A 21,148-nucleotide genomic window follows, 5' to 3' on the forward strand; every position below is an offset into this window, starting at 1 on the left:
AGATCCAAAATGAGATCAGTTGTGGCTTCTGGATCGGTCAGAACTAAATGCAATATCTGATCCCGATTGGGAGGCACATTCATTGAATGTTAATATGTACCCATAATATTTTGATCTAACGGTTAATTCTCGCTAAAATTGGTTGGGGGCTGAATAGTTACAAAACAGATACAATGGAAACAGGAGGGAAAAGAAAAGCCCTCCCACTTTTTTGTGCTATGTTACCTGTCAGGCGGCCGCTGCAGTCATGTTCTGTGTATCTTCCCGGAATTTCGCAGTGAAATAGATTGATTTTATCAGTGCGTCTGCTTCAGCGGCAAACGTCGGGTTCGGGCTCAGCGCCGCCGCCTGCAGGGCAGGTAAGGCAGGTTCACCGATGCGGACCAACACCTGCTTCACATTCTGTGTGTCAGAATCTCCACGTTCGAGAGCATCAAGTAAATACGGCACCGCAGGAGCACCCATACCTACCAAAGTCGTCCCACAGATGGACCGGGTATCCGTGTCCTCTGAATCCAGGGCGGCAACAAGCGGCGGGATCGCCGGAGCTCCTATCTCCTGAAGAATGAAGGCACCGTAGATACGGGTCTTGTTGTCACCAGTCGCAAAGGAGTCGATGATCGGCTGCACCGCCGGTTCACCGGCCTGCGTGAGCCAGGTGATGGCGGCCAGTTCCGTGTCCGGGTCATCGGACGAGAGTGCCTGTATATGCTGGTCAGTTACACCGCCGGTGTCATCCCCTCCTGCTGTACTCTGCGTGCATCCTGAGATACATACGGTGAGGAACAGAAGAATGAGGGCACCGGCCTTCAGTGCCGGGGATCGTCGCATATATACCCGTTTTGCCGTAAACAGAGAAAAATCCCACCCACAGGGGAGGAACAAAGGAGTGGGGAGAAAAGAAGCCATGTTCAGTGTTTTCCGGAGAGATACTGATATGCCTCAAGCGCTGCTTTGGCCCCCTCACCTGCGGCGATGATCACCTGTTTGCCGTGTATCTCCGTGATGTCGCCTGCCGCAAAGACACCGGGCCGCGAGGTGGTGCAGTTCACATCAATCATGACCTCACCGTGGTCGTTCGTCTCCACAAACCCATCTAAAAAGCCGTTATTCGGCTGATGGCCAATAGCAAGGAAGATGCCGTCCACTGCCAGACGGGTCTCTTTGCCCGTCTCCTGGTCTGTGATGGTGATGCCCTGCACCAGGGTCTCTCCGTGGATGGCAGTCACCAACGCCGGTTTATGGGTGATGATATTTTTGATGGATCTGTACTCCTTCCGATATATTTCATCCGCCCGCAAATCTGAGCGGACGATGAGATGCACCTCTGTTGCGATGCCGCCCATCTCGATTGCGGTCGTAAGGGCATAGTTGCCACCGCCGACAACTGCGACCGTCTTTTCTGCAAAGAGCGGGCCGTCACAGGTCGAACAGATACTCACTCCCCGGCCGATGAACCGGTTCTCCTCCGGGAGACCCAGCCACCGCGGACGCAGACCTGAGGTGATGATGACAGACCGGCCGGAGAATCTTCGCGCAGAGGCAGTCTCTGCCACAAATCTACCCTCATCTTCCTCCCGGACGGCGGTGACCGAGTCAAGTTCAAGGGTGATGCCCGCCTCCTCACGCATCTTCTCCTCAAACTTCTGCATCAGCTCCCCGCCTGTCACCAGACGGAACCCCATGTAATTCTCGATGGCCCACGATTCAAGGGCCTGGCCCCCTATATTCTCCGTGAGCACGAGGACAGAGAGCATCTTCCTTGAGGCATACGTCGCGGCCGTGAGACCTGCAGGCCCGCCGCCGATGATGATCATGTCGTAGACATCCAGCGCCCCCCCTGTCTCGAAGAGTTCGCGGAACCGTTTCACATCAAATCCAACGATGACCTCTCCATCCACCACGGTGACCGGCACCCCGTACTGGCCGGACAGGTTCACCATCTCTTCTGCAGCGGTTTTGTCACGGCCCACGTCGACCTCGGTGAATGGCACCCCCAGGCGGGAGAGGTAGCCCCTGGTCAGACGGCAGTACTGGCAGCCTTCAGTAGAATATACAGTGACATTCGCCATGCGCTCCTCTATACCACAGAGACAGATAAGGCTTACCGGTCCGGTTGGAAAAGGGGGAGTTATTCAATCAGTTCAAACTTCGTGCCCGGAATACCACAGATGGGGCAGCGCTCAGGCACTTCACCGAGGACAACATTGCCACAGAACGGACAGAGATGGACGACAGATGCCTCCAGGTCACCACCGGCCTTCACGGCAGCAAGTGCTTTGGCATAGAGGCCTGCGTGCACCTCTTCTGCCTTCATCGCATGGGTAAAGACCGTCCGTGCCTCAGCGTCATCTTCTGACGTTGCTTCCTCGATAAAGGAGGGGTACATTGTGGTGTACTCGTGCGTCTCCCCTTCAACAGCACCGGCGAGGTTCTCTTCCGTTGAACCCACTGCTTTCAGGGCCCCGAGAAGACGCCTTGCATGAATTTCCTCTGCTTTTGATGCGGCTGCAAAGAGTTTCGCTACGACCGGATATCCTTCATCCTTTGCCTTCACGGAATAATTCGCATACCTGCGGTTTGCCTGTGATTCTCCGGCGAACGCTTCCCAGGCATTCTCTTCTGTTGTCATTGTAATCTCTGACCTCTTCCTCTTAGATAGGAATAGAACGGACATGCTTCCTATTAATATCTTCGCCAGTCACGTTGAAAAACATGCATACCGTCACCGTTTTATTCCCTGTTTGCCATTCTCTGTTTATAGTCCAAATCCGGTATGGGGGAGGAGGCAAATATGGCAGTAAAACGGATGAGGGATACAGACATGATTGACCGGCCGCGGGAGCGAATCGCCGCAGCCGGTCCGGCGGTTCTGAGTAACGCTGAACTCGTTGCGGCAATCATCGGCAGGGGCATCCCCGGCCGTGACGTAAACATAATCGCAAACGATATTATCGCTCTTCTGGATGAGAAGGCGACCGATATGACCTACACTGACCTGATGGACATACGGGGCATCGGAGAGAGCCGGGCATCCCAGATGGTCGCAGCCTTTGAGCTGGCCCGCCGCTACATAAAGAAGCCGGGCACCACCATCTCACGGCCCGAGGATATCCTGATGATGACCACAGACCTGCTCCACAAACACCAGGAGCACTTCATTACCTTCACACTCAACGGGGCAGGCGAGGTTATCCGGCGTCACACCATAACGAAGGGCACACTCACCCATTCACCAGTGCACCCACGTGAGGTCTTTGCACCCGCCCTCACCGACCGTGCCGCCTCGGTGATCTTTGTCCATAACCATCCCTCCGGCAACACAGAACCTTCAGACGCTGACATCACCATCACCCGCACACTCGCCGAGGCAGGAGAGATTCTCGGCATCCGTGTGCTTGATCATGTAATCGTTGCAAAAACAGGCCACACCAGCCTGAAGGAGCGGGGCCTCTTCTGAACAGGACATAGATCTCAAAAATGAAAAACAGACGCAGGGAGGGGCGGTGCTCCCGACTGCTCACTCTGCCATATCACGGGTGATCAGTTCACCCATATGGTATCCCTTCTCGTAGGCGGCCTTCATCACTTCAGGGCGTGTCGTGATGTCTATCACCTCATCCATGTTATTCTGCAGCACCTCATCCCAGTATGGACAGTCGATAATATGACAGAAGGCTTTTATGGAGAGGATTACTCCGTCAAAATCATGTTCAATATTCTCCCCGCCGATGCTTAAGAGAAGCGTCCTGCGGTGCGCCTTCTTCTCAGGGGAAACAAGCGGCTCCTTCCGGAAATACTTCGCCATAAAAAAGACCTGAAACCGGTCTAAAAACGACTTCAGGGCACCCGGGATGCCCATCGTCATCACTGGTGTTGCCACGATTAGGCCGTCAATATCCCGGAATTTCTCAAAATAAGGGGTCACATCATCATTAAGACCGCAGGCAGCATGCTCCTGACAGTAGAGGATCTCTTTGCACGGGCCAAACGTCAGCTTTGGCACATGGACAATCTCAACCTCACAGCCTGCGTCACGGGCACCCCGCACCGCTTCATTCATCAGTTTTGCCATATTCCCCTTCGGTCGGGGACTTCCTAAGAGGGCAATTATCTGTGGTGCCATTGGGAGTGGTTACGGTGCAAATTGTGATAATAATTCCTGAAGACAGACAGGTAGTATTTATCCGTCATTAACATCCGGGAAAGATTTATTACACCGTAGTATGATGTAGGGCATAGAGGTGATAAATCCATGAGTGAAAACCCGAACCGAGTGAAAGCCGGCGAAAAAGTCGGACCGGGAACATACAAGTGTGTTGACTGCGGTCTGGAATTTGCCGTCGATGAGTCTGACAAGGATCTCAGAAAATGCCCCACGTGTGCCTGTGAGTATTACGACTGCATCCCGATGACTCATATACGGGAAGATATCAAGACCCCGGAAGATGCCAGACATCCTCCGAAACGCTGAGATGGTACGACCAGATGGGGGAGTTTGCATCCCCCAGCCACGGAGTAAAAAAATGGTAAACGTAGAGAGTGAAGATCAGAAATTTGAATGTGAAGTCTGCGGAAATGTTGTTGAAGTAATAGAAGTGGGCGGGGGAGAACTCGTCTGCTGCGGCGAGCCGATGTCCCTGCAGGAGTGAGAGGATGGATGCACAGCTCAAAGAACTGGAAGAGGAGATCGGCAAGGTCCCGTTAATTGTGAAGAAGTGGGCAGATGAAGACCCTGACCTGAAGGACTGGGTCGTATCAATGGACAAACTCATCTGGAAGGACGGTAAACTCTCCCGCCAGACGAAGAAAATAATCGCAATCTGTGTGGCAGCAGCCCTCCGGGACCGGCACGCGGTCCGGGCCCAGGCCGCGGGGGCTTCAAACCTGGGTGTCGATTATGGGGAGGTGGAAGAGGCGCTCAGGGTGACATTCCTGCTCGCAGGTATGCCGGCCTATACCTATGGGCGCACAGCAATCGACGACCTGATGAAGAAATAAATCCGCCCAGGCACTCCCCGGCAGCACCCTCCTTATTCGATGATCTGTACAGAAAAGCGGAGCGTTTGGATGCGAACCATGTCCCTTTCTGCCCTTCTGATGGTGAGAATGAGACAAATCAGATGACTCTGCCGCCAGAACGGCAGTGCCCTCGTTGTGAAGAGGAATGCATATGTGTGACGAAGAGATATTTGACGATTACCTCTGCTGTCAGGGGAGACCAGTGCTGGGCGAACCTGCACCGGAATTCTCCGCCGTGACGACACAGGGGCCGATGGAACTGGAGGATTACCGGGGAAAATGGGTGGTGCTCTTCAGCCACCCGGCAGATTTCACCCCTGTCTGCACCACCGAGTTTATTGCACTTGCGGAGGTCTGTGAGGAGCTGAAGGCACTGAATACCTGGCTCATCGGTCTCTCCATTGACTCGGTCCATGCCCATCTCGGGTGGATCAGGAACATTAAGGAACGGCTGGGAGTCGAGATTCCCTTCCCGGTAATTGCCGACTCTGACATGAATGTGGCCAGGCTTTATGGCATGATCCAGGAAGAGGTGAGCAGCACGGCGACGGTGCGGTGCGTCTTCTTTATTGACCCGGAGGGCATTATGCGGGCAATGATCTACTACCCGCTCACGAACGGCCGGTATATCCCGGAGATTGTCCGGCTGGTGAAGGCACTCCAGACAACTGACGAGAACGGCGTCGCCACCCCTGCCAACTGGCAGCCGGGCGACAAGGTGGTTGTGCCGCCGCCGGCCACCCAGGAAGCGGCAGAGGCCCGCCTGAAAGAGGGCTACGACTGCAAAGACTGGTATCTCTGCTTTAAGGAGATCTGAATTCTCACCCACCCTTTTTACTATTTAAACCATCCTATGTTTTGCCATTAGAACATGTGAAGCTAAAAACTCATACCTGTTTGACATAAAAACTGATCTGACATTTGTCGTCGGGTTTATCATGCAGAAGGATCCATATTCCATCAGGAAACATCCTCATGCCGATGCAGCGTACCGAGGTCCCGTCGCTCAGAAGCGCCTGGACCAAGACCAAAGAGTACCAGTTCCTTGCCATTCTTGAAGAGGAATACGGCTTCAAACATCCGACCAGCCGTTCCCTTGTCCACCTGATGAACGAATTCGCTGAAGAGTCCTACGGCTGGCACCGCGGCGACATGCAGATCATCTACCGGGCAGTGGATATGCGGGAACCACCAGGCCGGGCATTCGGGGAAATACCACTGCGCCCTGTACTCCTCACGATCTCAGTATCTGAGGATGCAACGGCATTTGAGAAGGGAGGGCTGCAGGGGATGCGGCAGCACAAACTGATCCGTCTTGCCCGTGAGGCCTATGACCAGGGCGGCATGTTAGCCCAGCATGACCTCGCACTCCTGCTCACCACCTCGTCACGCACCATCCAGCGCGACATCAAGGAACTGAGATGTGCAGGCATCCGGCTGCCGACACGGGGTGCAATATATGAATATGGCCATATTCCATCCATACGCTCGGTCTGTGTGGATCGTTTTCTCTGCGGAGAGAAAGTAGAGGATACGGCCTTAGAATGCGGTGTTTCGACCGATATGGTGCGCAAATACCACCGGCAGTTCACCGATACTGTGGTGCTGTATGCACGGAGCTACCGGGGAGATGAGATTATTGATGTGACAGGCGTCCCTGAGAAGGTGGTCGGGGAGTTTCTTATTCTCTATGAATGTCACAAAAACCGGAAGTGCCCACGGCTCAATGAATTCTTCACACGATACACACCGGGCACCATCCAGCGCCCGGTCCCGTTCGCCCCCAGATAGCCCACAGGCAATCAGACATATGTCCTTATAGGAGATGCAGTCAACCATGGATTGAAGTCTACGGGGCAGGAAAACCCCAAAATTCCCCAAAACGTAAAATTTAGGCAATATTCTCTAAAAAATCAAATTTAAGCACGAATTGGATTTATCACCATTTTGTAATAGTTTCATGTATGCGAAAGCATTAATACCAATTGGCGTAGAGATAGGGATGACAAATGTCACATGAGGTGGACACCGATGACCCGGAGATGATTGAGCAGGCATTCGGGAATGCCAGCTCCCTGATCAAATCCGGCGAGATGGGGACCTGAGATGGAGAGGTAATTCTCCGGCGGCAGCACGTGGATCCACACCCGGTCCGGGCAGCCACCCGTGAAGATCCATTCGTCGAACACAACATTGCGGAAAAATTCAGGAGATACTACACCGTGAGCCAGAAAAGATATACCGTAGAAGGACACCACAACCTCCCAATCGCAATTGAGACCGATGCACGGGAATAACCAGCAAATGCACAGTAATTCAGAAAACCGGTGCTGAAATGAGCACCAGAGACATCATACACCAGTCAAGGAGGCACACCAATGACAACGTATACTGTAACACCCAGCCAAGACTTAATCAAGCCCCAGATTTCAGAAGAGAAACTTCCGGGTTCAGCACGGGCAGTCCTCGATATCCTCGATGACCATGAACCCCGGACATTCTCAGAGATCTCCGATAAGGTCGCATGGGCACCACGCACGGTCAGAAATGCACTGCGCAGGCTCATTGAGGAAGGGTTTGTCGTCAGGAAGTTCAACTTCACAGACGCACGCCAGGTCTATTACCTGCGGCCATAGGCACCAGGGCAACAGGAATAATACTCCTAAAATTAGCGGGAGGCTGCAACCTCCCGTTTTATCAGCCATAGAGAGATGAGATACCATATCTTTGCCCGGTTACCTTCTCACATACAACAGGAAAGGGCCCGAGGAGGGCATTCCGGCAATAACAGCAGCGTCTGCGATTTCTCATGGGCGACTTAGCCGGGATTCACCCGGCGAATGAGGAGTTCCTTTCCAAATATCTTTTTTGCCAACTTCATCCCATACTTCAGGCCATGGATCTCAGTGATGTGAGGGCGGACCAGGCAATATACGATGATATATGGAAATTCTGCCACCCTGTTGGAAACCCTAAAGTAGGATTCCTGCGAACAGTGGCATAATGGGTGTGAATGTTCTCGCCTTTGCGACAAGTCCGCGGCGGCACGGAAACTCCGAGACGCTTCTTGATGCCCTCCTCGGGGCAATGGCGGCAGAAGAGGGTGTCACGGTGGAGAAGTATGCACTCAATGAAATAGAGATCCAACCCTGCCGGGGATGCAATGCCTGCGAAGAACTCAACCGTTGTATCATTGATGATGACGACCTCGACTGGGTGCTGGAGAAGATCATTGCAGCAGACATTGTGGTGATGGCCTCCCCCGTCTTCTGCATGGGAATGTGTGCCCAGGCAAAGGCTCTTGTCGACCGGATGCAGGTGCTGCGGTCCCGGAAATACGTGCTTCACCTCCCCGTCATCCCTGCAGAGCGGCAGGGCAAACGGCTTGGGGCGTTTCTATCAACCGCCGGGCAGGACTGGGACTATGTCTTTGATGCCCTCATTCCGTCGGTGAAGTGCTTCTTCCATGTAATGGACATCAAAAACCGCGACATCTCGTACCTGATGGTGAACAATGTGGACAAGATGGGGGCGCTTGCCGCCCACCCGACGGCGACCACGGATGCAGCAGTCCTGGGAAAGCAGATGATAGAAGAGATCAAAACGAGGCTTGCCGGGGAAGAAAGGGAAATGCAGAAAGGAGACAGAACGGAAGCGAGAGATAAACAGGCGGGAACTGAGGAAGACAGAAAGACCGAGCCGCAAAGGGATGAGACCGCGTGAACCCCAACACCGGAAGACCACTACGGGTGCTGGGCATATCGGGAAGCCCCCACCGGCATGGGAACACCGAACAGCTGCTTGACCGCTTTCTGGAGGGGGCAGCAGACGCCGGGGGAGATACCGAGAAGATCATTCTCTCCGCCCTTGACTACCGTTCCTGCCGGGGGTGCAATGCCTGCCACAAGACCGGCATCTGCATCATCAACGACGACCTTATCCCGATTCTCACAAAGGCAGTCCCGGAGGCAGACGTCGTTGTCCTTGCCTCCCCCATATACTCAATGTCCATCACAGCGGAGATGAAGGCGTTCATCGACCGGGCACACACCATCTGGGCACAGAAGTTCAAGCTCCACCAGGTGCACTACGACAAAGAGCACTTCACCACCCACCCTGGCTACTTCCTTGCAACAGCAGGGATGGAGCGGCCCGATATCTTTGACTACGCATACCCCATCGTCACCGCATTCTTCAACGGATTCGGCTGCGGCTACACCCCTGACCACAATATCACCGCACCCGGCATGGATCGCTGGGGCGGTATTAAGGGACACCCAACCGCCCTCACATTCGCCTACACGGCAGGAAAAGAGGCAGTAAGACAGCTTGAGCGGATGCAGGAAAAATAAAACCAGAAGCCCACCCTCAGATGAAGATACGAGTATGGACACAGATAGAAACAGACTGAGAATAGATGGAAGACCCACCATCAATCTATTTTTTACTTGGTTCACAAAGAAAACAGGCAGGAAACCCACGACTTCAGTCGTGGGTAGCTGACCAGAATCAGAAAATCACCCGCACTCAGAAAAGAGGCGCAAGCCTGCCGAAGATCTCCTCAAAAACCCCAACAATCCCATCATCACAACCCCCGACAACCACCGGATCATACTCCGTCCCCACCGGAAATACCTCTGTAACCGCACGGTTGTCAGCCGATACCACTGCCACCGGCACAAAGACCGAGGTCACACGGTCATCATCCACCGTCACCCGCACATATCCCAGCTGATGGTCGGCACTTGCGGCATAGCCTTCCGCCTTATCCTCGGTAAGATTATACATCATCCCGCCCCCCGTTGCCGCGATCACGTAGTGGATGCCGTTCACCGCATAGCGCTGGTAGGAATGGACATGCCCGGTGAAGACCATATCGACCCCGTATTCCTCTAATACCGGGCCCCAGAGTTCACGGAGATCGCTCCATCCGCCGGGATGCCGGGTGCCGGAACTGTACGGCGGGTGGTGGAAGGCAACAAACGTCCGGCCCGCCGGACTCTCCTCCAGATCTGCCCTGAGCCATGCCGTCTCTTCGTCCAGGTGCGGGGCCGCCCAGTCGTTTGAGTCCAGCACCACGAAATGGGCATCCCCGCAGTCAAAGGAATACCACTCCGGCATGCCGAACGCCTCATACCAGACAGTCGCATTGTTCTCATGATTGCCCAGCACCGCTACAATAGTAGTATTGGCAAAGAGAGCACTTCCTGCCGCAAAGAACCGGTCCCACTCCTCAACATCTTCCACCTCGCAGACCGTGTCGCCGACGTGCAACACAAAGAGGGCGTCCGGTTCTTCCGTTGCAATCCGCTCTGCGACAAGAGCATGCCGCTCTGTCTGGGTGAAATACGGGAGCTGTTCCTGTGTATCTCCGTAAACAATGAATGTGAACGGCCCGGATTCCGGGAAGGTCCGGAAGGTGTGGTCGCCGGACGTCTCCCCGCCGACGGTGACTGCATAGTGATAGCAGGTATCAGGCTGAAGGCCGGTGATGGAGACATGGTGCAGAGCTACCTCCGCATCATCCCTGAACTGCTGTTCATACCCACCCGTCTCCTGGTAAGATGCATCGCTTGCGTATGCGACGGTTCCTACCACAGGAATGGTGCCCATCCAGTTCACCACCGTTTCATTCACCGTAGTGCCGGTCAGGTACGGTCCCCGGCTGAAAGCAGAGGCATCCCCTGCACTTCCAATATCATCCTTCATTCCTGTGACAGTGGCATCAGCCGCCCCCACCCAGGTACAGCAGAGCACCAGAAAGAGAATGCATACCATACCTGCCACCCGTTTCATCCTGCATCACCATTCATTCAGAGAAAGACCCGTTTTTTTGTATATATCCTCTATCACCCAGCATCAGATACTTTACGGGTTTTTTCGGGCAGAGGCAGACATTTCTGGCAGGCATTCTCATGATGGCAGTCTCCCTCACAGGTGCCGCCCTATCTCCCGGTTTCTGGACGCCCTTTGTGATGATGTTTACCGCAGGCATCGGGTTCTCTGCGGTGCGGGGCAACCTCCGAAAGTGTCCGGCAGAATAATGCCGGAATCGGGTCATTGTGATTAAAAAACGTAGTAAAAAACGATTTTTGCAGGGCCGGATTGTAGACCCTGTATTTTTTTTGTGGTGCACTCAGCACGCTTTTGCATGCTTTCGTGCATCAAGCCAGTCCTGGATACTGCTGACAACGGCCAGCACCGCAGGCATCACGAGGATGGCTCCCACGAGAGAGAATCCCACCGTGATCACGGTCACCAGGCCGAAGTTGGCCATGATGGGGAACTCCGAGAGCGTGAGGGCGGAGAAGCCGAAGACCGTCGTCAGGCCGGAGATGGTAATAGCCGTTCCAATCTTCTGGATACTTGTCTGGATGGCATCACGGCAGGAGAGCCCGCGTTCGCGTTCCTCATCATACCGCTCCATAATGAGGATGGTATACTCAGACGCGACACCGATGGTCATCGCACCGAGGGTGGCCGTGAGAATATTGTACTCCAGTCCGAGGACATACATGATGACCGCGTTCCACCCGACGATCATAATGATCGGGATTATAGGGATGATGGCCGCTGCCTTCCGGTAGAGGAGGAGGAGGAAGGCAAAGATCAGGCCGAATCCCAGCATGTTCATCTCACTCTTGGACTCCGCGATGCCGTCGATCATGTCACCAAAGAGTACCATGGTACCGGTGAATTCTCCGGTAGTACCGGGGTCAGTCTCGTACCAGGCAAGGTCCTCACGCATCTCATTGAGAAGCGCCTTCATGCTATTGAGGTTCAGATCCTCGGTGGAAAACTCAATGACCGCCTCCATCTGGCCGGCCGTATACCGGGACATGGTGCCTTCCGGCACGAGTTTCAGGAGTGCGGCTATCTGTTCTCGATCCTGCGGAAGGATACCGCCGTTCATCGACGCAAGAATGCTTGCAATACTCGTCCCTCCCGTGATCTCACTATGCTTTTGTTTCTCATATTCGGTGAATGCATACATCCATCGCAACGTATCGGGTTCGAAGATGTCATCACTCCGTACCATAAGCGGTATCGTGGACATCGACCCCATCGCACTGCCCAGTTTGTCCATGCTCACCTTTGCAGGCATCGTCGGCGGCACCATCGCCTCCTCTTCTGTGTTGATGACAATCCTGTCATCCAGCGGGATGCCGATCATCGCAACACAGCCAACGAGGAGGAGGACACCAACCGGGTGGTCGGCAATCCATCCGGCCACTTTTCCGAGAAACACATCATAGCGTTCCATCATGGACTTCTGGTTGCCACTGCCGCGTTTTTTGGGTTTGGGGTCCAGCGGGCGGTATTTTACCAGTGTTGCAAAGGTAGGGACAATGACAAGGGCACAGAGATAGCAGGAGAGGACACCCACCACACAGATCACCCCAAAGTCAGTGACCATGGGGAACGGCGACATGGTAAGAGCGATAAACCCAAGCGAGGTGGCGACCATCGCAATGGCGACTGCACTGCCCGACTGGGTGATGGTGGTAAAGACCGCGTCTTCAATGGATGACTTCCTCACCTCCTCATCAAACCGTGTCTGGAACTGGATGGCGTAATCGATACCAATACCGATCATCACCGGGAAGGCAGCCATCACCATCATGGTGAGTCCTGTCCCGGTGACGCCCATCATACCGAAGGAGACGATGACACCCATCATCACAATCAGGACCGGCAGGAAGCGGTAACGGACATGGCCGAAGAGAAAGGCCATTGCGACGACCATCAAAAGCATGGCAAGGCCAATGAGCATACCGGTGGATGACCCCAGGGAAGTCTTCATCTCATCCTCAAATGCCGCCATCCCTGTTACCGTAACAGATATGCCGGGCGGCGGGTTATGAGCGGCCACCACAGAGCGGATGTTATTCAGGGCAGCGGTTGAGGCGGAGTCGGATAGACCGGGCTGCACGATGACCTGCATCAGGGTCATTGCACCGGTCGTTGCAGCCCCGGGAATGACATCTTTATGCTGGTCAACAATGCTCTTTATCTCCACTTCAGACCCGGGAATCACCCCGCCGTTGTAGATATCAACAAGGTCGATGATACTCGTGACTGAGACAATCTGGTATTCATTCTCGATATCCTCTGAGAGGCTCTGGATGTAATCCAGCGTCTGAGGCATATAGACCGCGTCGCCCTCGATCATGAGAATAACGGAGTCAGAACTGTACGTGTCCTCATAATGTTTGATGAGGGAACCCGAGGGTGAGGTGATGTCCACATAGGTCTCGGTACCGGTCTTCATCGTGACACCGGACGCAAAGAACATCATCACCAGGATCACACCAATGACTACTGCTGCAACGGTCTTCGGGTGATTATTAATGGAATTGGCCAGAAAGGCAAACGGTGACTGCATGCTATCTCTCTATTATCTATTATTGTTTTGATATTCCAGGAGATCCACGGATGCAGGACAACAGGTCAGGTAGTGTTGTGCCGGTTTATCCTGCTCCCTCCACACCCGGAGTCCGGGAGATAAAGAGGGTACACCATGATCCGCGAATGTCGACTGTTGTTACTTAAAAAACAACAACGTCTGAGATATTAAAATGGGCACACCGTGCCGGTATGTCAGGATGTGATGTACAAGAGATGATGCCTGCCTGAAAACGGGAAAATACGTATCATATAGTATAATTGAAAACATGTATGGGAATTCCGGGGAGGGCAGCGCAGGAGGTGTATCCTCCTGTGCTATCCGGAAGCGCGGAAAAGATCTCGGGGAAAAAGTCAGCTTTGACACACCTGGAAAGGAGACACGGATGATGTCGCTGCCGGCAGGACCGCCATCCTGCCTTTCACTCATCTATATCATCATAAATCCAAAACCCAAATAACATCATATCCGTGTCATCCAGCTGAACAGGTGCATATACAAACAAAACAGGAATCGGAGCAGAGATCGTGATAATAACAATGAGTAACCCGGAGCTATTAGTATTCCTCCTCTTACTGGGGACAGCGTGTATTACCGGAGGTATTGTCTGGGTGCTCCGAACCCGGCAGGACGCCCGCGGCGCCACCTGGCTCCTGTATACCTCTGCCGCACTGACCGGGTGGCTCTGCTGTGACGCTGCAATAATCACCGTGCCGGACGTCCCCATCAAGTTCGCGTTCTCAGGTGCCAAGTTCATCTTCATCATCCTCACCCCGCTCCTGTTCTTCTTTTTTACCCTCGCATATACCGGAAAGGACGAACAGATGCCGGGATGGCAGCGGGCAGCAGTCTCCATTATTCCGGCAGTAAGCATATGTGCCCTACTCACAAACCCGTGGACAGGCCTTTTTTATGTGCAGATAGCTGATCCATCCCTCTGGCTCTTCAACGGATACGCCGGACCCCACGGCATCTGGTTCTGGGTAAACCTAGTATATTCATATGCACTCATCACCGGCGCCCTGCTCCTTCTGACCGGCCTTCTGACGTCCTCACCACAACACTTCAGGCGGCAGATATACCTGTTGATCCTGAGTGCCCTCATACCTTTCACCGCAAATATAATCACCGTCTTCACGATCATCACGGTGCTGGGTGGCGGCAACGTCGACATCACCCCGCTCTTCTTTGCCCTGAGTGCCATCCTCATCTTCATCACCATATTCTGGCTGCGCCTCTTCAGCATCGTGCCGTTTGCCAGGGCCCGTATCATCACCGAGATCCATGAAGGAGTGATCGTCGCAGACGGAAACGGCGTCATCATCGACATCAACAGTGCCGCCTGTCTGGCAGCAGGCCTGACTGAGGATGAGGCCATCTCACTCTCTGCCAATGAACTACTCGGCAGGGTCTTCGGGACCAGTCTCACTGCACTCAGGGAGGCCCGGTCACTCACGGTCTCACACACGGACACCGCCAAAGAGAGACGCTGGTCTGACCTGACTGTCAGCCGGGTGGAGGGATATGACACCCGGTCGGGAGGGACAATAATCCTCATCCGTGACGCAACCGCACGAAGGCGTGCAGAGGAGGAGATGAAGGCAAAGGACCTCAGACTGAAGATCGCGATGGAGGGCGCTGGCCTGGCCACCTGGGAGTGGCGGGAAGGTCTGGGATATGTGATCTATGAAAACCTGCCCGCCGACCGTACGATAGAGAATGTCATCACCATAGAAGCGCTCGTGGACCAGATGAAGGGATACCTGCCAAAGGGACATGAGGCTGCACTTGACCAGCCGTTTGCAGAGATTGCGGCCGGCAGGATGAATACCTTCTCCCTTGAGTTTCCCATCGGGGACACGGAGAAGGGCCGCTGGGTCCAGATCACCGGCCGGATCATTGAACGGGACGAGGCAGGAAAGTCTGCGTGGATTGTGGGGATCACCCAGGATGTCTCCACTCATTATGCAGCCCGCTCTGCCGTGATGGAGGCGAACACGAAGCTCAAACTACTCACATCAATCACCCGGCATGATATTCTCAACCAGGTGATGGTGATCCGGATGGTAGCTGAACTCACGGGTATGGAGCCCGAAGAGGCGATGAGCCCGGAGGTGAGGAGGATGGTCATACAGATCGACCATGCCGCTGCCGTGATTGAGGATCAGCTCTCATTTACCCGTGACTATGAAGACCTCGGCTCCTATGCCCCTTCGTGGCAGAACGTGGCAGCGGTGGCCGCACGGGCCGAAGGGGCAATAAGTCAGACCGGGATCACAGTCTCCTGTGATACGGACACACTGGAAATCTATGCTGACCCCATGTTCCGGAAGGTGATGGAGAACCTCTTTGAAAACGCCCACCGCCATGGAGAACATGTCACCGCAGTGACCGTCCGCTTCGAACACCGGCCCGGCGAAGGCTGTCTGGTGGTGGAAGACAACGGCCGGGGTGTGCCAAAGGAACTCAGGGAGAGGATCTTCTCGCAGGGCTACGGGCAGAATACGGGATTCGGCCTCTTTTTGAGCAGAGAGATCCTTACTCTCACCCGCATTGCAATCACTGAGGAAGGAACGGAAGGGGAAGGCTCACGGTTTGTGATGCACATCCCTGATGGCGGATACCGCGGATATCAGGGAGAGTGAGGGAAGGATAAGGTGGGCACACCTCGTCATCCCCCGGCCTCCTCTCCACTCTCTGTGTAGTGGCCAGACGATCGATATGGTCTGTACAGCATCTCCATACCTATTGTGTCTCCTCTCACGGGATATCCACCGGACAGGCGGATAAAAATACCCGTCTCCGGCAGATGAAAAACCATCTGGCCGAAACACCCTCCGATACAGCCATATAAACCCGGTGATAACCACTTTCTCAGACGACAGAGGTTCAGTGATATTTCTATGACAGCCGGACACCATATTTACACCTCACAGTTTCACTCCGCATACCTCACCTTTTTGGTACCAGAAAGAAGAATGCACCATATGCAGGGCAGAACCACTCGTATAGCAGACCATCCGGTTACATCTCTTTTCGCGGAGGGAGACCACTGAACGTTCTTCATACGGCCGACTGGCACCTCGGAATGACCCTCTGCGGGCGGCGCCGGGACACTGAGGCCGCAGCATTTCTTGACTGGCTGGCAGGTGTTATCGAAAAAGAAACCATTGACCTCCTGCTGGTGACCGGTGACATCTTTGACAACGGCACCCCGTCTGCCCGATCACAGTCTCTTTATTACCGCTTCCTGACCGCAGCAGCGGCGGCAGGCTGCCGTCATATCATCATCACTGCAGGCAACCACGACTCCCCGGCATTTCTTGAGGCCCCACATGAGATCCTTGAGGCACTCAATATCCATGTCGTGGGGACGGCAGGGGCAGGGCGGCCGGGCGGCACCTTTCTTCTGGACGGGCCGGACGGAGAACCGGAATGTATCGTGGCCGCTGTCCCTTACCTTCGCGACCGCGATATCCGCCGGTCGGCACCCGGCGCCTCCATCGGGGAGAAGGCAGCACAGGTCAGGGAAGGCGTGCAATCCCTGTATCGGGAGGCATGGGAGGCTGCCTGTGCCACACAACCCCCCGGGCCAAAGCTGCCGGTGATCATCACAGGCCATCTCTTTGCTGCCGGGGGGAAAACCGTCGAGGGCGACGGTGTCCGTGACCAGGTCGCAGGCTTTATCGAACGGGTCGGTGCTGACATCTTTCCAGAGGAGGCTGCCTATGTGGCCCTCGGACACCTGCATGTACCACAGACAGTGGCAGGCATCAATACCATACGATACCCCGGATCCCCGGTGCCGGTCGGATTCGGAGAGGCAGAGCAGCAGAAGGAAGTGATCATCGTCACCACCGCACCGGGGATGCCCGCTGCGGTGCGCTCAGTCCCCGTTCCACAGTTCCGCCGCCTCATCACCATCCGGGGGGACCTGCCGACCATCAATCGCAGAATAGATGAACTCAGAGAGACCGGCGGCCCGGTCTGGGCCGAAGTGATATACGATGGTGCCGCCCTTCCGGGAGACCTGATGGGAGAGGTGGCCGGGATGACTGAAGGCACTGAGATTGAGGTCTTACGGGTGAAAGACATGCGTCTCGTCTCTGCAGCACTTTCGGCATACCAGTCATGCGAGGAGCTTGCAGAACTGACGGAGACCGAAGTCTTTGAACGGCGCATGGAGACAGCAGAAATTCCCCCCGAACAGCGGGACAAGCTGATGGCCACCTTCCGGGAAGTCCTCAGGGGAATGGACTCCGATGGATCAGACGGAGGAAACCTGGCATGAGAATACAAAAAATACGGCTCAAAAATCTCAACTCTCTTGCAGGCGTCTGGGAAATAGATCTCACCGGAGGAGCTTACATTGCAGACGGAATATTTGCGATAACCGGGCCTACCGGGTCGGGTAAGACGACCATCCTGGATGCCATCTGCCTGGCCCTCTATGGGTGCACACCCCGGCTCAGGACCATCAGCAAGTCAACCAACGAGATTATGCACCGCCGGGCGGCGGAATGCAGTGCAGAAGTGGAGATTGCGACAGCAGGCGGCGTCTACCGGTGCACCTGGGCACAGGAGCGGGCACGCAGGAAACCGGATGGTACACTGCAGACCCCGCACCACGAAATTGCGGATGTACTCACAGGGGAGATTATCACCACGCGGAAGCGTGAAGTACCGAAACGGGTTGAGGAGTTAACCGGCATGGATTATGACCGGTTTACCCGTTCCGTGATGCTCGCACAGGGTGATTTTGCGGCATTTTTAAACGCCTCGCCGGATGAACGTTCTCCCCTGCTTGAACAGATCACAGGCACGGAAATTTATTCGAGAATCTCGGTTGCCGTGCATCAACGGAAACGGAAGGAAGATGAGACACTGAAGGTGCTGGAGGCGGAAGGCAGCGGAATCATGCTGCTCCCGGATGAGGAGATGGCCACACTCCGGGAGGAAGAGGCAACCCTTGCAGAGAACGGAGATGCACTGCAGGAAGATATACAGCAGTGCAGGACGGGGATTATCTGGCATCAGGAGATGACGAGAATTGCCTCTGCCATCGCTGAGACAGAACACGAAGAGGCGGACTTGATTGAAGAGCGGGCCGCAGCAGAGGAAGGGCTCAGCCACCTGCAGAGAGGGGAAACAGCCGCCGCACAGGAGGGTGCCTACCGCCGGGTCACCACCCTCCGGGAGGGGCAGGAGAAGAACAAAACGTCCCTCAGGCAGCTTGATGCGGCAATGCCGGAACGGATAACCGCCGTCAGACTGGCAGAATCCGCAGTATCATCTCAGGAAGAGATACTCCGGGACACACAAAAACAGGCTGAACAGGTAGCCCCCGTCATACAAGAGGTGCGGGCACTCGACATACAGGTGCAGGCCGCAGGAGACCGTCTCCGGGAGCTGCGCAGTGAACAGGAGAGAGCAGACGGGGACTGGCAGAGTGCCTGCAGGGAACTGTGTCCGGGAACAGAGACGGATACCCTCACCCCGAAAGCAGCGGAGGCGTCTGGAGCGTTCCTCAGAGACAACAATATTGCGGGAGATCCGGACGCGGTCTATACGACAATAAAATCCATCGCAGAGCAGGTGGCAGATGCAGTGCCCGGTGATGACATACATTTGCTTCCTCCTGATGCTGCAGAGGAATGCAGCATCGCAGAAGAGCAGGCTGATGCTCTGGAACGGGTGCTTGCAGGGATGCCCTGGTACACAGACCCTGACACCCTCAGAAAAGAGATCACCACCTGCCAGGAGCAGAAAACGCGGCTGAGCCGACTCCTTGACCGCCTCACAGATGGTGCAGACGATGCCCGGCAGAGCCGCGAACTCAACGAACGCATCAGTGAGAAGAGGCATGAGGTCACCGAATACCGGGTGTTACTGGAAGAGTGCAGCCGCGAGCGTGAAACACATGAACGCCTTGCAGACCAGATGGAGGAGAATGCCCGCCTTGCGGCCCGGGTTCATGACCTTGAAGAGGAACGTTCCCATCTGAAGACAGGTGAGCCCTGCCCTCTCTGTGGTGCCACCAGCCATCCGTATCTCCGAGACACGGCGACGCTGCCCCGTGCGGCAGACGAAGACCTCAGGCGGGAACGGGCCACACTCGCAACCATCCATGAGAAGGAAAACAACCTTCTCTCTGCCATTGCACGGAGCGAAAGCGAAGCGCAGGCCGCAGATGGAACACTCACCGCCATCCGTGAACGGGCTGCACACCGGGAAGAAGCCTGGGCAGACGGTTGCCGGGAATGCGACATTGACCCTGATACACCGGAACGGGAGGAGACCGTGCGTAGTGCCATCAGTGCCACCAGTGAGACAATCGAACGCTGCTATGCAGCAGATACTGCCATCAGGGCACTCAAAGAGCAGGGCCGTGCAACCAGAGCCCTCATCAGCCACTGTCGGCAGGCGATACAGAGATTCGGAACAGCTGAGAGTTGTGCAGCACGCACCGCGATACAACAGACAAACCTGAAGCGACTCAGGGACAAACGGCAGGACCTCTTTGGTGATACCAGCCCGGACGAGGCCGAACAGCAGTCCGCCCGGATGTGCCGGGAGAGAGAAGCAACAGTGAAGGCAGCACAAAAAGACCATCAGAACATTTTGCAGGAGAATGCCATACTGGAAGGTAAGATACAGACCCTCCGGGAAGCAGTTCTGACACAGGGAAAGGAGCTGGAAGAGGCTGAACGCCTGTTTGATGAGGCGGTCTGCAGTGCCGGATTCCTTGGAGAAAGCGACTTTGCTGCTGCCCTTCTTGCACCGGAAGAGGCGGCAGGCCTCAGAACCGAACGTGACCGCCTGAAGCAGTGGCAGGCAGGTATTGCAGCACGGCATGCAACCGCCCTGAGAGAGGCAGAGACACATCGCCCCCTGGCAGGTACGGTAAAGGATGAGGCAACCCTCACCGAAGAGCTGCAGGCCCTCACCACAGCAGTTCAGGAGTCCAATACCCGCAGGGGCGAAATACGGCAGCAGCTCAGGCGCCAGGAAGATGAGGTGGCACGGCATGCCAGACAGCTGGAACGTATTGCAGCGCAGCGGGCCGAGACGGGCCGGTGGGACGAACTCCATGCCCTCATCGGGTCGGCAGACGGAAAGAAGTTCCGCAACTTCGCACAGGGCCTCACCTTTGAGGTGATGATCGCCTCAGCAAACCGCCAGCTGCAGGCGATGAGCGACCGGTATATCCTGATTCATGATCCGAATCTGCCTTTGGAACTCGCTGTGACCGACAATTACCAGGGCGGAACCATCCGGTCGACAAGAAATCTCTCCGGCGGGGAGAGTTTTCTGGTGAGTCTGGCCCTGGCCCTCGGCCTCGCCTCAATGGCATCCGGGAAGATACAGGTTGATTCTCTCTTTCTTGACGAGGGGTTCGGGACACTGGACGGGGATGCCCTCGATATGGCCCTCTCCACCCTCTCCTCCCTGCGTGACCAGGGGAAAATAATCGGCGTCATCTCGCATGTGCCTGCCCTGAACGAGCGGATTGGAACCGTCATCAGGATCAAAAAAGAGAGCGGCGGGAGGAGCACAATGAAAGGGCCGGGCGTTATCCGGCATGGGATCTGAAGAGAAGGGCGGAGAGGCAGAGTATCCAGGGAGAAAAAGAGCTGATATTCCACTCTTCCCACACCAGAACACAGGTGGAGCACGTCCTGTGCTGCAGAGAGGTTCTGGCCCGGAATCATGAAACGA

General features: G+C 55.2%; 21 protein-coding genes. 15 read left to right on the forward strand and 6 right to left on the reverse strand.

Features of this window, described 5'->3' with window-relative positions; genetic code table 11:
* Nucleotides 1–228: 228 nt before the first annotated feature.
* The 3 genes from MKMG_RS01420 to MKMG_RS01430 form a co-directional block, all read right to left on the reverse strand.
* Complete coding sequence (locus MKMG_RS01420) at nt 229–831, reverse strand: HEAT repeat domain-containing protein (RefSeq protein ID WP_165074707.1); 603 nt, start codon at nt 829–831, stop codon at nt 229–231.
* Between the two features lie 80 nt (nt 832–911).
* Entirely contained in the window at nt 912–2,072 is a 1,161-nt protein-coding gene (locus tag MKMG_RS01425) for an FAD-dependent oxidoreductase (protein WP_165074710.1), read from the reverse strand.
* 59 nt (nt 2,073–2,131) lie between these two features.
* On the reverse strand, nt 2,132–2,632 hold the full coding sequence (locus MKMG_RS01430; protein ID WP_165074712.1) for a rubrerythrin family protein: 501 nt from the start codon (nt 2,630–2,632) through the stop codon (nt 2,132–2,134).
* A gap of 162 nt (nt 2,633–2,794) precedes the next feature.
* On the opposite strand from MKMG_RS01430, the gene radC reads away from it, so the two are divergent.
* Nucleotides 2,795–3,460, forward strand: coding sequence for a DNA repair protein RadC (gene radC, locus MKMG_RS01435; protein WP_165074714.1), 666 nt, complete (start codon nt 2,795–2,797; stop codon nt 3,458–3,460).
* Nucleotides 3,461–3,520: 60 nt separating this feature from the next.
* Here radC and MKMG_RS01440 read toward each other — a convergent pair whose 3' ends face one another.
* Complete coding sequence (locus MKMG_RS01440) at nt 3,521–4,126, reverse strand: flavodoxin family protein (RefSeq protein WP_165074716.1); 606 nt, start codon at nt 4,124–4,126, stop codon at nt 3,521–3,523.
* A 129-nt stretch (nt 4,127–4,255) separates the two neighbouring features.
* On the opposite strand from MKMG_RS01440, the gene MKMG_RS01445 reads away from it, so the two are divergent.
* The 9 genes from MKMG_RS01445 (at nt 4,256) to MKMG_RS01485 (ending at nt 9,374) form a co-directional block, all read left to right on the forward strand.
* Nucleotides 4,256–4,474, forward strand: a complete 219-nt coding sequence (locus tag MKMG_RS01445) for a zinc ribbon-containing protein (protein ID WP_165074718.1) — start codon at nt 4,256–4,258, stop codon at nt 4,472–4,474.
* A gap of 52 nt (nt 4,475–4,526) precedes the next feature.
* Nucleotides 4,527–4,652 (forward strand): desulfoferrodoxin FeS4 iron-binding domain-containing protein, encoded by a 126-nt coding sequence (locus tag MKMG_RS01450; RefSeq protein WP_165074720.1) that lies wholly within the window; start codon nt 4,527–4,529, stop codon nt 4,650–4,652.
* 4 nt (nt 4,653–4,656) lie between these two features.
* Nucleotides 4,657–5,001 carry a carboxymuconolactone decarboxylase family protein gene (locus MKMG_RS01455; protein WP_165074722.1) on the forward strand — a complete coding sequence of 115 codons (345 nt, stop codon included), beginning with the start codon at nt 4,657–4,659 and terminating at the stop codon, nt 4,999–5,001.
* A 172-nt stretch (nt 5,002–5,173) separates the two neighbouring features.
* Nucleotides 5,174–5,839 carry a peroxiredoxin gene (locus MKMG_RS01460; protein WP_165074724.1) on the forward strand — a complete coding sequence of 222 codons (666 nt, stop codon included), beginning with the start codon at nt 5,174–5,176 and terminating at the stop codon, nt 5,837–5,839.
* A gap of 158 nt (nt 5,840–5,997) precedes the next feature.
* On the forward strand, nt 5,998–6,813 hold the full coding sequence (locus MKMG_RS01465) for a DUF1670 domain-containing protein (RefSeq protein WP_165074726.1): 816 nt from the start codon (nt 5,998–6,000) through the stop codon (nt 6,811–6,813).
* 344 nt (nt 6,814–7,157) lie between these two features.
* Nucleotides 7,158–7,319: a hypothetical protein gene (locus MKMG_RS01470; RefSeq protein WP_165074728.1), complete on the forward strand. Its 162-nt coding sequence runs from the start codon at nt 7,158–7,160 to the stop codon at nt 7,317–7,319.
* Between the two features lie 81 nt (nt 7,320–7,400).
* On the forward strand, nt 7,401–7,658 hold the full coding sequence (locus MKMG_RS01475) for a helix-turn-helix domain-containing protein (RefSeq protein ID WP_165074730.1): 258 nt from the start codon (nt 7,401–7,403) through the stop codon (nt 7,656–7,658).
* A 367-nt stretch (nt 7,659–8,025) separates the two neighbouring features.
* Nucleotides 8,026–8,745 carry a flavodoxin family protein gene (locus MKMG_RS01480; protein ID WP_165074732.1) on the forward strand — a complete coding sequence of 240 codons (720 nt, stop codon included), beginning with the start codon at nt 8,026–8,028 and terminating at the stop codon, nt 8,743–8,745.
* The gene (locus tag MKMG_RS01485) at nt 8,742–9,374 is read left to right on the forward strand and encodes a flavodoxin family protein (protein WP_165074734.1); all 633 of its coding nucleotides are present in this window, start codon (nt 8,742–8,744) and stop codon (nt 9,372–9,374) included. Before MKMG_RS01480 ends, MKMG_RS01485 begins: the two co-directional genes overlap by 4 nt.
* Before the next feature lie 175 nt (nt 9,375–9,549).
* Here MKMG_RS01485 and MKMG_RS01490 read toward each other — a convergent pair whose 3' ends face one another.
* Entirely contained in the window at nt 9,550–10,818 is a 1,269-nt protein-coding gene (locus tag MKMG_RS01490) for a metallophosphoesterase family protein (RefSeq protein WP_165074736.1), read from the reverse strand.
* Nucleotides 10,819–10,937: 119 nt separating this feature from the next.
* Between MKMG_RS01490 and MKMG_RS11635 the strand changes: the two genes are divergently transcribed.
* Complete coding sequence (locus tag MKMG_RS11635; protein ID WP_256366053.1) at nt 10,938–11,066, forward strand: hypothetical protein; 129 nt, start codon at nt 10,938–10,940, stop codon at nt 11,064–11,066.
* Between the two features lie 92 nt (nt 11,067–11,158).
* On the opposite strand, the gene MKMG_RS01495 is transcribed toward MKMG_RS11635, so the two are convergent.
* Nucleotides 11,159–13,408, reverse strand: coding sequence for an RND family transporter (locus tag MKMG_RS01495; RefSeq protein WP_165074738.1), 2,250 nt, complete (start codon nt 13,406–13,408; stop codon nt 11,159–11,161).
* Nucleotides 13,409–13,697: 289 nt separating this feature from the next.
* On the opposite strand from MKMG_RS01495, the gene MKMG_RS01500 reads away from it, so the two are divergent.
* The 4 genes from MKMG_RS01500 to MKMG_RS01515 all read left to right on the forward strand — a co-directional run bounded on the left by MKMG_RS01500 (nt 13,698) and on the right by MKMG_RS01515 (nt 21,022).
* The gene (locus MKMG_RS01500; protein ID WP_165074740.1) at nt 13,698–13,889 is read left to right on the forward strand and encodes a hypothetical protein; all 192 of its coding nucleotides are present in this window, start codon (nt 13,698–13,700) and stop codon (nt 13,887–13,889) included.
* A gap of 67 nt (nt 13,890–13,956) precedes the next feature.
* Entirely contained in the window at nt 13,957–16,074 is a 2,118-nt protein-coding gene (locus MKMG_RS01505; protein WP_165074742.1) for a histidine kinase N-terminal 7TM domain-containing protein, read from the forward strand.
* A gap of 407 nt (nt 16,075–16,481) precedes the next feature.
* The gene (locus MKMG_RS01510) at nt 16,482–17,720 is read left to right on the forward strand and encodes an exonuclease SbcCD subunit D C-terminal domain-containing protein (protein WP_165074803.1); all 1,239 of its coding nucleotides are present in this window, start codon (nt 16,482–16,484) and stop codon (nt 17,718–17,720) included.
* On the forward strand, nt 17,717–21,022 hold the full coding sequence (locus tag MKMG_RS01515; protein WP_165074744.1) for an AAA family ATPase: 3,306 nt from the start codon (nt 17,717–17,719) through the stop codon (nt 21,020–21,022). Before MKMG_RS01510 ends, MKMG_RS01515 begins: the two co-directional genes overlap by 4 nt.
* Nucleotides 21,023–21,148: the final 126 nt, after the last annotated feature.

This window comes from Methanogenium sp. MK-MG (assembly GCF_009914725.1).
Lineage (GTDB): Archaea > Halobacteriota > Methanomicrobia > Methanomicrobiales > Methanomicrobiaceae > Methanogenium.

Coding starts and splice junctions, on each gene's coding strand:
- MKMG_RS01420 (WP_165074707.1), bottom strand. CDS start 831: ATGCGACGATCCCCGGCACTGAAGGCCGGTGCCCTCATTCTTCTGTTC.
- MKMG_RS01425 (WP_165074710.1), bottom strand. CDS start 2,072: ATGGCGAATGTCACTGTATATTCTACTGAAGGCTGCCAGTACTGCCGT.
- MKMG_RS01430 (WP_165074712.1), bottom strand. CDS start 2,632: ATGACAACAGAAGAGAATGCCTGGGAAGCGTTCGCCGGAGAATCACAG.
- radC (WP_165074714.1), top strand. CDS start 2,795: ATGGCAGTAAAACGGATGAGGGATACAGACATGATTGACCGGCCGCGG.
- MKMG_RS01440 (WP_165074716.1), bottom strand. CDS start 4,126: ATGGCACCACAGATAATTGCCCTCTTAGGAAGTCCCCGACCGAAGGGG.
- MKMG_RS01445 (WP_165074718.1), top strand. CDS start 4,256: ATGAGTGAAAACCCGAACCGAGTGAAAGCCGGCGAAAAAGTCGGACCG.
- MKMG_RS01450 (WP_165074720.1), top strand. CDS start 4,527: ATGGTAAACGTAGAGAGTGAAGATCAGAAATTTGAATGTGAAGTCTGC.
- MKMG_RS01455 (WP_165074722.1), top strand. CDS start 4,657: ATGGATGCACAGCTCAAAGAACTGGAAGAGGAGATCGGCAAGGTCCCG.
- MKMG_RS01460 (WP_165074724.1), top strand. CDS start 5,174: ATGTGTGACGAAGAGATATTTGACGATTACCTCTGCTGTCAGGGGAGA.
- MKMG_RS01465 (WP_165074726.1), top strand. CDS start 5,998: ATGCCGATGCAGCGTACCGAGGTCCCGTCGCTCAGAAGCGCCTGGACC.
- MKMG_RS01475 (WP_165074730.1), top strand. CDS start 7,401: ATGACAACGTATACTGTAACACCCAGCCAAGACTTAATCAAGCCCCAG.
- MKMG_RS01480 (WP_165074732.1), top strand. CDS start 8,026: ATGGGTGTGAATGTTCTCGCCTTTGCGACAAGTCCGCGGCGGCACGGA.
- MKMG_RS01490 (WP_165074736.1), bottom strand. CDS start 10,818: ATGAAACGGGTGGCAGGTATGGTATGCATTCTCTTTCTGGTGCTCTGC.
- MKMG_RS11635 (WP_256366053.1), top strand. CDS start 10,938: ATGATGGCAGTCTCCCTCACAGGTGCCGCCCTATCTCCCGGTTTCTGG.
- MKMG_RS01495 (WP_165074738.1), bottom strand. CDS start 13,408: ATGCAGTCACCGTTTGCCTTTCTGGCCAATTCCATTAATAATCACCCG.
- MKMG_RS01500 (WP_165074740.1), top strand. CDS start 13,698: ATGTATGGGAATTCCGGGGAGGGCAGCGCAGGAGGTGTATCCTCCTGT.
- MKMG_RS01515 (WP_165074744.1), top strand. CDS start 17,717: ATGAGAATACAAAAAATACGGCTCAAAAATCTCAACTCTCTTGCAGGC.